General features: G+C 39.8%; 12 protein-coding genes. 5 read left to right on the top strand and 7 right to left on the bottom strand.

The window, feature by feature from the left end; all coding sequences use genetic code 11:
* Positions 1-64: 64 nt before the first annotated feature.
* The gene (locus Q0976_RS21365; protein WP_299496276.1) at positions 65-2,149 is read right to left on the bottom strand and encodes a methyl-accepting chemotaxis protein; all 2,085 of its coding nucleotides are present in this window, start codon (positions 2,147-2,149) and stop codon (positions 65-67) included.
* 166 nt (positions 2,150-2,315) lie between these two features.
* Here Q0976_RS21365 and Q0976_RS21360 point away from each other — a divergent pair, with 166 nt between their 5' ends.
* Positions 2,316-3,380, top strand: coding sequence for a potassium channel family protein (locus Q0976_RS21360; protein WP_299496274.1), 1,065 nt, complete (start codon positions 2,316-2,318; stop codon positions 3,378-3,380).
* A gap of 76 nt (positions 3,381-3,456) precedes the next feature.
* Here Q0976_RS21360 and Q0976_RS21355 read toward each other — a convergent pair whose 3' ends face one another.
* Positions 3,457-4,263, bottom strand: a complete 807-nt coding sequence (locus Q0976_RS21355) for a DUF1295 domain-containing protein (protein WP_299496272.1) — start codon at positions 4,261-4,263, stop codon at positions 3,457-3,459.
* Positions 4,264-4,578: 315 nt separating this feature from the next.
* Here Q0976_RS21355 and Q0976_RS21350 point away from each other — a divergent pair, with 315 nt between their 5' ends.
* Positions 4,579-5,412, top strand: a complete 834-nt coding sequence (locus Q0976_RS21350; RefSeq protein WP_299496270.1) for an alpha/beta hydrolase — start codon at positions 4,579-4,581, stop codon at positions 5,410-5,412.
* Positions 5,413-5,426: 14 nt separating this feature from the next.
* Here Q0976_RS21350 and Q0976_RS21345 read toward each other — a convergent pair whose 3' ends face one another.
* Together Q0976_RS21345 and Q0976_RS21340 are read right to left on the bottom strand one after the other, a co-directional pair.
* Complete coding sequence (locus tag Q0976_RS21345; protein WP_299496268.1) at positions 5,427-6,128, bottom strand: alpha/beta hydrolase; 702 nt, start codon at positions 6,126-6,128, stop codon at positions 5,427-5,429.
* A gap of 49 nt (positions 6,129-6,177) precedes the next feature.
* Positions 6,178-7,065, bottom strand: coding sequence for a LysR family transcriptional regulator (locus tag Q0976_RS21340; RefSeq protein ID WP_299496266.1), 888 nt, complete (start codon positions 7,063-7,065; stop codon positions 6,178-6,180).
* A gap of 273 nt (positions 7,066-7,338) precedes the next feature.
* Between Q0976_RS21340 and Q0976_RS21335 the strand changes: the two genes are divergently transcribed.
* Positions 7,339-8,589 (top strand): multidrug effflux MFS transporter, encoded by a 1,251-nt coding sequence (locus Q0976_RS21335; RefSeq protein WP_299496264.1) that lies wholly within the window; start codon positions 7,339-7,341, stop codon positions 8,587-8,589.
* A 329-nt stretch (positions 8,590-8,918) separates the two neighbouring features.
* On the top strand, positions 8,919-9,650 hold the full coding sequence (locus tag Q0976_RS21330) for a DNA/RNA non-specific endonuclease (RefSeq protein WP_299496263.1): 732 nt from the start codon (positions 8,919-8,921) through the stop codon (positions 9,648-9,650).
* Between the two features lie 94 nt (positions 9,651-9,744).
* On the opposite strand, the gene Q0976_RS21325 is transcribed toward Q0976_RS21330, so the two are convergent.
* Positions 9,745-10,293: a hypothetical protein gene (locus tag Q0976_RS21325; protein ID WP_299496261.1), complete on the bottom strand. Its 549-nt coding sequence runs from the start codon at positions 10,291-10,293 to the stop codon at positions 9,745-9,747.
* Positions 10,294-10,617: 324 nt separating this feature from the next.
* Between Q0976_RS21325 and nirC the strand changes: the two genes are divergently transcribed.
* Positions 10,618-11,397, top strand: coding sequence for a nitrite transporter NirC (nirC, locus tag Q0976_RS21320; protein WP_299496259.1), 780 nt, complete (start codon positions 10,618-10,620; stop codon positions 11,395-11,397).
* Positions 11,398-11,798: 401 nt separating this feature from the next.
* Here the strand turns inward: nirC and Q0976_RS21315 are convergent, their stop codons facing one another.
* Positions 11,799-12,458 carry a hypothetical protein gene (locus tag Q0976_RS21315; protein ID WP_299496257.1) on the bottom strand — a complete coding sequence of 220 codons (660 nt, stop codon included), beginning with the start codon at positions 12,456-12,458 and terminating at the stop codon, positions 11,799-11,801.
* Positions 12,459-13,014: 556 nt separating this feature from the next.
* A complete protein-coding gene (locus Q0976_RS21310) occupies positions 13,015-13,407 on the bottom strand; it encodes a hypothetical protein (protein WP_299496255.1) in 393 nt (130 codons plus the stop codon).
* Between the last annotated feature and the right edge of the window lie 1,128 nt (positions 13,408-14,535).

Below are 14,535 nucleotides of genomic sequence, written 5' to 3'. Positions count from 1 at the left end.
CTTCACCAATATCAATCCTTTTATTCTCTTCATAAGGGGCCAAGTCACCTGAACTCGACAAACCCTATTTCTTTCTCATCAATAAAGTAAACTGAGATAATTGATGGTCAATCCGTTCCGCTAGCAAATTCAGTGCTTGCCCAGCCTGAAATGCATCCTCTGCCACAATAGAAAGTTCATCCGAACGTTTTGCAATATTGGCCGTATTTGTTTCAATATCAACCACTTTACTCTCTTGCTCTTCTACCGCAGCGGTAATATCGTGTGTGGCCAACATAATATCCTTCACATTATGCGTCACCCCTTCAAAAGCCGTCGACACTTCTTGGGTTTTACTCACCCCATATTCGGCTTTCTTCACCCCCGTATTCATCACAGTGACAGAACGTGCAGTACCTTCTTGCAATTGTTTTATGATCCGTTGAATTTCATTGGTCGCATCTTGCGTGCGACTCGCTAACGTTCTCACCTCATCGGCGACAACGGCAAAACCTCGCCCTTGTTCACCTGCTCTTGCAGCCTCAATCGCTGCATTTAATGCTAATAAATTCGTTTGTTCAGCAATCTCTTTTATCACATTCACGAATTGACCTATTTCGACACTGTGCTCCGCCAGTTCATTAATCACATCAGCAGAACACGTTACTTCCTCAGCAATATCAGTGATCGCAATCCCCGTGTCCTTGATAACCCTCCCTCCCATTTGAACATTTTCACTGGTTAAATGAATCATGTTATTAGCATGCTCAGTGCTATTACGGATCACCGACAACGAATGAGTCACTTGCTCAGCACCATCAGCCACGCTGTGGGTGTTTTGCCTTTGTATCGACAAATTATCTGCCATGCTTTGGGTTAACCGGTCAATTTGCGTCGCAGCCACTTTTAATTGCATAACCTCTTTAGATATCCCATACAAAAGAGCATGAATACTGTTTTGCATATTCATGAAATTATGCCCAATATCGCCAAATTCATCTTTTGATACAATATTCATCACTTGAGAAAAATCCCCTTTTCCAAGCCGAGCAGACGCTTGAGTGATCATTTTAACATGTTGACTGAGTGAACGATAAATCGCTATCAATACATAGCTAATGAGAAAAATTACGAATAGCAGTAAGCTAGCCAACAATAATAATTCATTAAAATGCTGCGTTTCACTTTGCGTTAAACGACTCAATAAAGCTTGTTCTGTGCTCAACGCTGCTATCTCACTTTGCTGGGACACGTTCTCAAAATAAGGCATTAACATGTCCTGACTCAATACAATCGTATCGGGATCGATGAGAGACTGCCGTAATACTGTCTGAAATTGGTCAATTTCAAGTAACAGAGAGTGTAAATCATCGATAGCTGTATGCTCAAGTTTGTCATATTTAACGGTAGATAAGGTTTGGATGCTTGATTTAAACCTTGGCTTTTCTTGAGAAGAGGCGTTTTCACTTGTTTGTTCTCGTTCAATGTTCTCCTTGCCATTAATGGCCGTTTTTACCCCATAACGCGATAATAACTGAGACATATTATTTGACACAGCCACCTGTAATTCATTCACCCGCTTATCTAAAGCAACAATATGGGTATAAGAATTTGCCGTAAAATGCCCTTGCTGCAAAATAGTCAGGCTAATCACCTGTAAACGGCCAACATATTCAAATAACGCAGGAAGATCATCAACAATCAATTTCGTAAAATAAAAATTTTCCCTATCCGTGTCACGATTTAACCCACTTAAGCTCGCCGCATCCTCTCTGAGTGCATAAGATTGCTCGTATCCACGTATAAGCTCAGCCTCCATTGCACGACTATGAACATTTTTTAGTGTATTCAACAGCATTTGCCACTGCTGCCAAGGTGTCAAAATGTACTTATCTTCCCTAAGTTGTAACCAAAAAGGGGCGAGATCGTTGTCTGGCGCGGGAGTATCGGTCTTAAATCTTAGCCCTCGCTCAATAGCAGCTATTTCGCTAATTATCGTGTGTCCCACTATCCTATTTTCATATTGTTTCATCACGAGTAACTTATCTTTCATTATCCACACAAAACAAGCAATCAGTGGCAAATAAAATAAAAACGCTAATAACGAAAACTTCGCTTTGAAGTTCAATTGATCCAAGAAAAAGATTGTCCATTTCTTCGGGGACATCATAGAAGGGTATCCTTACTGTAATTGTTATTCAGATAAGACCATTACAATATTGTAAATCTTTCAATCTCAATGAAATTTATTTACACTTATTTCGCTAATTAAACAAAAAGGACAGAGTCATCCATGGTTCATACACCTTCAACAACCGCCAAACGGGTAGTTTGTCATGTACTTATTTAGACGTATTTACCTATTATGTTCAGTGCATTTACATAAAATCAGCTGGCCCTCGCTATTATTAGGCGCTATTGCACATTATTTTATTTGCTGGTTAGCCCTCGATGCCTTAGGAGAAACACAGCTGGTACAGCTGCCTCAATTTTTCTACTTCATGTCTGTTGTGGGCAGTACAGTAGGATTTGGCGATATGTCACCCATAACCACAGGTGGGCAACAATTTGTCGCTTGGTATCAAATACCTGCCAGCATCGGTATTTTTGGGTCTGTTTTGGCCAAAATTATTGCCACAACAAAAACATTTATTGAACGGAATATCAACGGTATGAGAAATTTTTCACATTACAGTAATCATGTCATTATTATCGGTTGGCACCCTAAAGGCACTCGCAAACTCATTGATTGTATTTTATCGGATAAACGCAGACAAAATGGACAAATTGTGCTCTGTGTGAATAATGATGAACAAACCCATCCTTATCCAGACAATGATCAAGTGGACTTTGCCAAAATGCCTTCCTTCTCGAATGAAGAGGCATTAAATCGGATCAGTGTGGATAATGCCAATCGAGTCATTATTTACGGAGAAAGCGATGATCAAACCCTCATGGCGGCACTCGCTATTTCCCCCAGAGTAAAACCCGATTGCCACATTGTTGCCTATTTTAACGATGAGCAAAATGCCGCTTTATTAGATAAACATTGCCCTAATATTGAATCCGGCAGTAACCGCTCAGCCGAATTATTGGCTCGTTCTATGCAAGATCCCGGTTCATCAAGAGTCATTAGTCACTTGCTCAGCCCACAAACCGGTGCAACACAATTTTCATTGATGATCCCTGACAATGTCCCCTCTTTCACCGTTGGGCAACTGTGGCAACAAATGAAAAATGACAACAATGCCACTCTTATCGCCATTTCCACTATGTTGTCTGGTGATGATGTCGAGCTCAATCCTCCTTCGAATCGCCAGCTCACCTCTGGGCATTTTATTCACTATATTGCGTCAGAGCGAATTTTAGCAAGTGAAGTAAACTGGCATTTTGTAAGTTAACGACCGTCATAAAATGGAGTAAGCAATCATTGAAGCCATTCGCAGCGGTGAGTCCCTGATGTATGGCTCCAATATTTTATGTTTTGGGAAGGCGTTTTTTAGGCGGTAAAAGGACAAACATGGAAGTACTTTGTTGATATTGGCGATAAATGCTTCCTTTGGCTTGTATCGACAATTTCTCCGTGAGCGGTATGGTCACTTTTAACATGATAGCTAAGAGTAACACTGGTGAGCATAAACTGAGCCAAGCAAAATCCAATATACGCTCATCCCTGAGTGTCATCTGCAAACTGGCGCTCCAACCTGCCATCGCAAACCCTAGCCAAATAATCCACTCAAAAAAATAATTAGGGTGCCGTGAATATTGCCATAACCCCTTCTGACAAAGCGTCAGACCTTGCTCTTTAGCGCCAATGAGTTGAACATCTGCCACACTTTCAAAAATGATACCAATCAACACTAACAAGAGCCCAATACCATTAAAAAAGTTAAAGGATAAATGATGATCGATAAATAAAAAAGGCAGCGCGATCACTACAGCCAACACCCCCTGAAGCTGAAAGTGAAGAAAAAAGCCTATCTTCTTAGAGCCATCCCAACTCGAACTGATATAGGTATAGCGTTTATCTAAATGATGAGGTAACACACGCTTAAACAGCAAGTATCCCGCCAAGCGCAGACTCCAAAGTAAGAGTAATAACTGCAGTAATTGAGATATTAAACCACTTGCCATTCCCCCAGCAAGAATAAGACTGGCAAGCAATATTGTCATTGGCCAAAACACATCAATCACACTGGGATTGTGGATCCACAAGCCAATACACCAAGCTAAAATCATCACTCCAGCCACCCATAACCAAGCCAGCATAATGCTTTCTATCATGACTTTTCCAAGTAATGAAATCCTACAATAAGCATAGTCGGTAAGACGGAAAAAACTTAAGCCGATAATTGATACTGCTCAAGTGTTGTAAAATCAGCATTCACTTCTGCTAAAAGTGCTTGTTCCGTTAAAAAATGTGTATTGAGATAAATGCGTCTCGAGATAGTCAAGTCGTTCCATTCTCATTATTCCATGTTGATCACTGAATACACTCAATAAAGGTAAAAAAGAGATTAAATCATTAATAATCAATAATATATAAAAACCACATCTTAAGTCTATACTCATTATATTCCATTCAATGTCAAGATAATCATGATGATAACTGAATTTTACACTCAAACAGAATACTGCCATTTGTTTGCACGCTTATACAGCAAACACAGTGATACCTTACTGGTATTTTTACATGGTTGTGGGGATTCACATTTAAATTACTGTGATTTTGCCCATTCAAGCCAACTCAAAAACTATGACATCTTCATTCCTGACTTACTGGGTCATGGAAAAAGTGGTCACTTAAAAACAACACCATTTTCATTTGAGCTGGGAACCCAAGGGATCATAAAACAAATTCAGTCACTGGAACGTCAATATGATAACCTCTTTCTTATTGCCCACTCACAAGGCGGTATTTACGCCAATCAGTTAGCGAAAAGTGAACTTGCCCCTCTTATTAAAGGCGTCTATGCCATTGAAACCACTGTCACTCAACATGGTATTTTTATTTCTAAAGAAGTGGCTCAATGCATTAACCAAGGAGGTGATTTCACTCTTTGGTATACCGATTTTTGCCAGCGTATTTATCAAGCTGGACTCAGTGAGCGAGCCATGCAGCGTTATTTCTGTGGTCTGCAACTTGTCGATCAGTCCTGCTTTATCAAACAATGTCTACTCACCCAATCCCTAGCATATGCTATACCGAGGCAAACCTTTACCAGTCAAATAGGCGAAGATTTCAGAAAACTGGCGATACCAAAACTCTATTGCTTAGCCGATAAAGGTAAAAAGCGCATTAACCTTCCTTTTCTGGAACAAAACAATATTCCTACTTTTATGATGAAACACACCGATTCACATTTTTGTGCACAACAACAGCCAGATATTTTTGTGACTCACTTAAACCAATGGATAGCTAACTTGATATGATAGTCTCCTCCTCACTACAGGTGACTTAACCATTGATTAAGGCAATTAGCCACTGACTGTGGCTGGCTTAATGGCACGTAATGAGATGAGTCATCAATCACCTCATACTGGGACAAAGGGATTGCTTGACATAAATCTTGACTAATTGATAGAGGGATCCGTTCATCTTGTTCCCCTCTAATCACCAAAGCTGGACAACTAATGGCAGATAGAAATGGCATTGGCCCGTGAAAATCAATAATAACTTGGTATTGTGCCATGCAAACCTCAGCACCAACCCTCAACATCATTGCTTGATAAGTGTCAATTATCGAATCACAGTGGCGATCTTCTTGAGTAAAGTAATGGGAAAGAGATTGCTCAACAACACTGTTCAAACCTTGTTCAATAATTTGCTTTTGTGATGCCTTCATTGCTGCGATGGTTTGATGTGACATCGTGCCATCTGTTGTACTGATCAATCCTAACCCTAATACCCTCTCTGGAGCAATATTGGCCATCGCCATCGCAACCCAGCCCCCTAAAGAAAAACCAACAACCACAAATCTCTCTGGTGCATCCTTTAAAATGCTGCGAGCAAGCTGGGTCACACTCTTCCCTTTTAAAACCGAAGCATAATGCAATTTCAGCTGAGGAGACATCGCCTTTCCTACCGCTGTCCACATCTGCGCATCTCCCCCTAAGCCCGGAATAAATAACACATTTAACGTCATCATTTCCCCTAAACATGGCGTTTAAATATGACGACTATAGTCAATCTGGTGCCTATTTCAACGCACTTCTTAATTTATCTTCGACATAATCTAAAAAAGATTGGGTTTTAAATGGCAGCGTCTTCAATTTAGGGTAATAAGCATAAATCGTCCACGTTTGGGATTGATGCTCCGGCAACACCGGCACTAATGCTCCTTTCACTTCATCATTAAAAGCCGTGGGGCTGGCAAACACAATGCCTAACCCTGCAACAGCGGCCTTAATCAAAGTGGTGCTATTATCGGAGATTAAATTACCCTGAATGGCCACCGTTTCTCCATTATCAAAGGCCCACACTTGTGGTGCATCGCTCCCCATACTCATCAAACAGTTATGCTTTGATAGATCCGCCAAGGTCTGCGGCGTCCCTTTTTCCTGCAAATAGGTGGGAGAAGCAAACAATTTCAAATGCGCTTGACCTATCACATGATGATCCATATTCACCGAAAAAAAATCAGGGGATTTATGACTAAAATATAAATCCAAATTTTCCACATGATATAACAGCGGATAAGTCAGGGTTTTAACATTGATGGTCAGCTCAGGGTATTGCTCAAGGAGCCGAGGTAACAATGGCGCAATATATAAACTACTAAAGATAACGGAAATGCCAATGGTCAGCACGCCACGCGGTTCATCACTCTGATTACGCACGGTTTCTTTCAAGTCCTGCCATTCATTCAATAAGGACTTGGCTTGCTCATAAAAATATTCCCCCTCAAGGGTTAAATCCAATCGACGGGTCGTTCGCTGTAACAACTGCACGCCAAGCTGATCTTCTAACCAATTGATGTGTTTACTTAATGCGGAGCTAGACGTATAAAGATGATTCGCTGCTTGAGTAAAACTTTGATCTTCAACAATTTGAATAAAACTCTGCGAACACTTGTGCCAATCCATCTTACTTCCTCCTCTTGACTGTCTATTACTTATTCATCTCGGTCATCATTTAACCTTTAACCCGATGACCCATTTGATTGTTAATTCTACAGTACCTATAAAACAATTAATTCCAATTAGGACGTAATTAATTTCCAAAATACAATATTATCATCTAATAGGAAATAAATTATAATAAACACACAGAATAAAAACCTTCAAACGGTCATCTCGTCTTCTTAACGGTTCATTTTCGTCTCATTGACTTTTACAGGCATAAACAAGGTACAACACGTGAAACACACTTTTGGAAATCTAAACTTTATCTTAGTCATATTAGGCGTTGTCGCCTCTCAGCTCGCCGTGAGTTTATACCTACCGTCTCTGCCAGCTATTTTACAGGAATGGCATTTAAACATAGGCCAGACACAGCTCACATTAAGTGTGTTCTTTCTCACCTTTGGCCTATCGCAACTCTTCTATGGTGCCTTATCGGATCATGTTGGCCGCAAGCCTTTGCTGTTAGTCAGTATCAGCATTTTAACTTGCGGCAGTCTACTTGCTGTCTATGCCCATAATTTTGAACAACTATTATTCGCCAGGTTACTGCAAGGACTCGGTGGCGGCGGACTTTCTGTACTCGGACGAGCGATTTTACGGGATCTGTTTCAAGGCCAAGCCTTAAGAAAAGCCATCAATATGCTCGCCATCGCCGCTTCTTTTACCCCTGTCATAGCACCAACACTTGGAGGGTATATACAAGAAACCTTTGATTGGCGAAGTAACTTCATGATCTTGACGGTTTATAGTGGCTTATTACTACTGATCATTTTTTTCAAAATGGCTGAAAGCAACCAAGATGTTCCCATTGATAATAACCAAACAATGACATCACAAAAATCAACACTCACCTTCTCTAATATTGTGGCTGATTATGCCCATGTGTTAAAAAATAAACCCTTTATTTGCTATGCTATCTCGACGCTTATTGGCTATCTTGCCATGATTTTGTGCTTAGAGAACACGCCCTTTTTACTCACTAACCAATTTGGATTCAGCCCCCAAGAAGTGGGCTATTTAATGCTGGTTCAGCCGAGTTTTTTCCTCATAGGTAACTTATTGCAAAACCGATTACCCAGTTCAGTCAATACGCAACAATTACTGCAAGTGGGTATGCTCATTCTTGCTGTCGTTGGGCTATCTTTCCTGATCCAGCATACGTTTAACATCACGTCATTAACCGCGATATTACTCACTTTAGCCTTTAACGGATTAGCTGTATCCTTTATTTTCGTCAATGCAATGGCTGGTGCGCTAGCGCTGTTTTCACATCAAGCTGGCGCTGCCGCCGCACTCTCAGGCGTGTTTCAAATGGTGGGCACAGCCATCATTACCGCAACCATGGCTAAATTACATTGGTCCTCGCTTGCCTCTCTAGGCTGGATATACATCACCTTATTTATAGTATTATTTATATTAGTCAGGCGATTAGGACAATTACAAGTACAAGAAAATACTGCTCTCACTGCGATCCCCAACGCTTAATCATCGCTATTTCTCTTCGCCATTTCTGCCTTACCAATAAACAGCACTCTTCTTAGAGTGCCGTTTCTCTATCGAACACCCTTAAAACAAAACAACTTTAAAACCGAAAAACAATATATGATTCACATTTAATACAAAAATAATACAAAAAGTCGCTTTGTAAGTAAATTAACATAAAGATGTCAATTTTATATCATTCATAAATACAACTTAATCCATTAACTTGTACTATTCCTGTTGAGTCAGTGTTTATATAAATCAATTTAAACATACACTTAGCTATAAAATAAAAATAATACAAACAATAATATCTCCCCTGAGGAATAAACATGAAAAAGACACTTATCACCTTACTTATATTAGTGATATCCACTACTGCATACGCTGACTGTGGAGAACATTTAACCTTAGGTACACCAAGTGATAGCGATCAACTATTATGTCGAGAAGGTTACGCTCTTGGCTATAACTATCAAAATAAAGTCGCTGATTGGGTCGCCTATTATATTACGACAGACAGTGTTAATGCTTATTATGAGCGTTCTAATTACTTTAAAACTGACAGTGATCTGCCCAGTGACTATCAATCTATCAGTGATGATTATACTTTCTCTGGTTATGATAGAGGCCATTTAGCCCCATCTGGCACAATGGATTTTAACGAAGATTCAATGCAAGAAAGTTTCCTGATGTCTAACATGGCACCACAACTGGCCGGCTTCAATCGTGGAGGCTGGAAAGGTCTCGAAGAGATTGTTCGAGAATGGGCCAATGAATATGTTTCACTGTATGTGGTTACTGGCCCAATATGGGATGGTAATGAAACATATATCGGTAACGGTGTGTATATTCCCACACACTTTTATAAAGTGATCCTCGATCCTTATTTTAACGACGCTATTGCCTTTATCTTACCTCACGAAAGTATTTCAAGCAGTGAGTTAGCCAACTACATCACCACCGTAGATGCTGTTGAAGCGCTCACGGGGTTAGATTTTTTCAGTGAATTAGATGACAGTATTGAAAATGACATTGAAGCCGTTAAATGGACATTATGGTAATACAGGGATAGTCAAAAAGCTATAATCAAGTAATCCCCTAACATACAAGGAGTATTCAGCGCGGCACTGCGCTGAATACCTAGAACGACCTAATTTATTCTGGAATGTACAGATTATCGATAGGTAATGAGCGAACCGCATTTTTGACTTCATCATAGTGATCTCGACCATTGGCGATATAAATCAATGACCAAGCACTCACCATAGATGTATCCCCAAACACACAAATGTCATTTGCGCCCCCCGCATTGGTAAAGCCACCTGAGACCACATTTTCGCTCATGGTCGCGCCACCTAAGTTTTTACATACATTCATCGACGGATTAAAGAAATCCCCCTCCCAAAGGGGGGAATCCTCCGCAATGGGTGACAATTGTGTCATTAACGTGGCTGCAATATTGGGTGTGTTAGATGCAAAGGTACTTAAGCCCACTGCCACAAAACCATTATCTTTTGAGAAAGTACAAAATGCTTTAGAAAAACCATTCATATCACTGCCATATTTTGCGATCATTTTTTCAACCGTGCCGCCGTTATCAATACAATAAGCTTCTTGTTTAACGCCGCCAGCGTGACTGGCAAAACTCATACTGAAAAAAGCAAAAGGGATTATGGCAGAAATAAGTGTTTGAGCTAACTTCATGTTCGATTCCTTTAAATAAAGTTCCATTACAGATCTGCAATCATGGTTCATCATACAATGTCCCAATCATGACTCTATTTTTAACCTATTGATTTTAAATATCATAGTCTATTCGACTTTCAGCGAATAAAAATGAAGTGTATATTGATCTGGATCATCTTTATGCGCATAAGGCCTTGGCACACTGGCATTCTTACTCCACTTTAAACACGCGAGTATATACTATAGCTAAATCGGTATAGCTATCACGCACGATAACATGGCCCTTTATGCATGAGACTTCACCCATGCTCGATCACACATAATGAATAACGGACTTCTCTTATGTACGCAGACACCATCAGAAAATGTTCAACCAACGCGATTCGTATAGTGGCGTTAAACAACACTTCCCCTGTCAGTTTTCTTATCAGTGGTGCCATGGCAGGTGCTTACATTGGACTGGCAATCATCTTAGTCTTCACCTTAGGAGCTCAACTTGAGCCAGCCCTACGCCCACTTGTCATGGGCGCCACTTTTGGCTTAGCGCTAACCTTAGTCATCATAGCAGGATCTGAGCTCTTTACAGGCCACACTATGTACTTAACCTTTGGCATCAAAACCGGTGCCATTGGCTGGCAAGATAGTCTGCGAATTCTCCCTAAAACTTGGTTATATAACTTATTCGGCTCCATCGCCGTCGCTGGACTATTTTATTTATCCGGAGGCGGTCAACTCCTGACTCACACCGACAGCTTACTCCACACAGTGGCCATGGCAAAAACAAGTGCGCCCATCAGCGTGCTTTTCTTTAAAGGTATGTTATGCAACTGGTTAGTTTGCCTTGCTATTTGGATGTGCCAACGGCTTGAAGGCACAGGAAAATTTATCGCTATCTGGTGGTGCTTATTGGCTTTCATTGGATGTGGTTATGAGCATTCAATCGCCAATATGAGTATTTTTGCCCTGTCTTATTTTGGCGAACATCAGGCCACGTTCTCCTTTGCGGGCATGGGCCGAAACTTACTTTGGGTATCCCTAGGCAATCTGTTATCCGGTGTCGTATTGATGGGACTCGGCTACTGGTACGCCACCCCCAAAGCCGAGCGACCTCAGTTCAAATAATACTGTTTGAAACCTAGAAATACAGAGACAAAAGGGGAAAATCTTCGGCCTCATGTAGGAAAGCCTGAAGCTTAATGGAAACGGTGCAGTTAGCCTCTAGCCATAAAGGTATGTAGATATGTAGGTAAAGATTTATAACGACATCCATGTCTAACCGCCTGCTCCATTGTAAAAGAGCATTTTCCCAAAAACCCCATGGCATTTCTAATACAGGCACTTACAATTCAGGTATTTCTAATATAAGTATTGACAATATACCTATCACTCAGTGAATGTCTTGCCCGTTGATCTGTAAAAGAGGGGACTCTATCTTTCGCTCGCAACAATCATGACGATGATGGTCAACAAGTGATCTACAGCGCTTTTATCTCACAGTGCTTTAACGCAACACATTTGTCATTTCAGCCCATCATTACCAAGTCGGTATCTATCACATTGAGATCACAGGTTAATAAAACTGTGCTTTTTTCACTTAGTTCAGTCTTAATAGTATTTATTTGAGAGGTGACCTCTTTCATACTTGTGTCATATGTCATAAGAGCGCTACTCACCTTTTTAACTTCCTGATTAATATCCTGAACATTAGTTGTATTACTTTTTATTTCCAGATCCGAGTCTACTATTTTCTGTGTGTTTTGTTCAACTTTTTGTCCATTGGTTTCAATTTTCTCTAAATTATTCGCTATCTTTTCATTGCATGTAGTGATCTGACCATTAAAAACTTCAGTTAGTGACGCTATCAACTTAGCTTTTTTAGCGGCCGCAATGGTTGATGAACTTTGTACTTTTCCATCTTCAATGGCAAAAGTTTTATCCCCCTCAATGGTAATGCCTGTTTTTACGCCAAGCGTAACCCCTAGACTTGCGCCAGCAAAAAAACTGGTTTTAATCCCAATTTGAGTCGAATTCGTTGCACCAAGTGTGATACTTGTTTTGGCTCCTGTGGTCATTGAGTAGGAAAAAGTTGACACCACCTTAAGCCCTTTGTTGGTGATTGTGTAATCAACACTTTTATCATTGCCTGTAGCTTTAGTTGAGCTTGTTCTATTACTGCTTTTCATTCACCCTCCAACTTAATCGATTAAGTTTGTTGTTTTACATCAATTATGTTTATTGTTTTAAAGCAAATATATCGCAATTGACTGAAGTAATATTAAAATACATTAACTAAGTTAATGTATTTTAAAGTAAATCAACGTAAAACCTTCGGGTATGCGTCAGTAAAGACAAAACAAATAACCTTAAATATCAACCGATTATATTATTACCTTTCATTAGGTAACAGTGCAATAATAAGCTGATTAAGTGTTTACTTTTAGTATTTAAAAGCTAAATATTCGGTAATGCATTAACAAAGGTTTAATTAGATATTGTTAGCTCATTATCTTAATGCTTAAGTCCCCACAAATAAGCATAACGAGACACAATTGTTCACCTCGTTTAACAGGCAAACAGTTGTTTAGCAAAGATGAACGGCTATATCTATTCAAGACAGACAATTGAGTCGCATTGTCATTGTACGCTTTATAACAATCAGAGGTAGGCAAGCTTAAGATCCTTTTAAAATGCTTAAGGAAGTTAGGATAAGAGTACTTTTAACGAAATTTCAAGTTATTATCAATACTTATTGTACAAAGCACTTAAGCTATATTGAAACATATCTCTGATTTTTAATTTCGCTTCATCAATCGCAAGTAAATCAAAATGTATAGACTTAGACTTCCTGCCAAAGATCCCCAAAAAGCCCTTTTTAAGTAGAATATCGACATCCAATAAGCCATTACCTTCATCAACAGGAATAAATTGAAAAGCCGCATGAAGGCCTGTCATATCACCCAGTACAAAGTAAAAACTGCCCCCTTCACCATACTGCTCAAAAAACTTAATTTCAGCAGCCCAAGGGTAATCATCAATAATCTCATAAGCACGTTGGCAACTAATATTTTCACATTTAAATTCTACCAACTCAGGATTATCCCCCACTCTATGGGTATAATAAACACTTACCATATCACTTCCTTGTTTGATATCATGTTTTGTCGACATAGTTCATTTGAAAGTATACCAATATTTTTTCATAATTTGTGCGTTAAAAGGGAAGCACTTGTTCAAAGTAGAAGTGCAAACATAAACCAGGCAAATAATCTTGGGTGTCTATGTCGTCATGTCATCTGAATTTAACGCGATGGCAGTGATGCATTAAGCCCACAGGGTCAAAATTGTTCCCAATAATTTAAGACATTCCCTGCTATCCATGCAGATCAGATACTTGCAATAACACCTTCCATTCGACAATATTCACAGTGTTGCTTTACCACTCAGTGTATGTGAATTCGAGGGCTTCCATTTCAAGGCGAAGGTCATAAATATGACTTTGATGAGCGACAAATAGAGATATTTGGCTGGCACTTAGGCAAGGATGCCATTTGAAACCGTAAAGCGGCCAAGGCCAAAAATGTTCCCAACATTTTAAGGCATTTACTGCTATCCATGCAGATCAGATAGCTTCACAGCGTCTCGCAGAAGTACCTGCACAACCCCCTCTGGAAGCGATAAATATCCATAACGATTCGACTTACAACATACGTACACAATTCGAAGAAACACTCTGACTTTAAAGCTTTTGCTGTTAAAGCTCCCCATCGAAGTGACCGAAAATATTTTATCAATTATTACGTGAACGAGGGACGGCAGTTCCTTAACGTCCATGTTATCACTGCATTTGTGGATCCCTTCACATCAGTGCCGAGATAGCCTAAGTTGAGTCAGGTCGTTCATTGACATCTCTCTTTTTTACACATCAACAGGCACAGCATTCATAATCTGACCGATATGGACTAATATGAACCGATAGCGATATTGGAAATGCCTAATTGCTGTCTGGAACAGTAAAGGCCGTTTACATCAGATCGAACTAGCTCTTAAACATGGGTGTTGTTGGAAGACAAATACAACCATTCGAAGAAAACCTACTTTGTGCTTCTTTTTCTTTTCAAATCAGTGTAAATACGATTTAGAGCTTCCAAAACAGGGATGATGGGATGGACACCTCTTGTTAAATCGGCGTCATTTGCGCCATATTGAGTTTGCATGTTCAATAATCAACAAAAGGTGTCCAATATGAACGTTACACTAATC

It is taken from the genome of uncultured Shewanella sp. (genome assembly GCF_947501665.1).
GTDB lineage: Bacteria > Pseudomonadota > Gammaproteobacteria > Enterobacterales > Shewanellaceae > Shewanella.
This window is presented reverse-complemented; position numbering and strand designations above follow the sequence as displayed.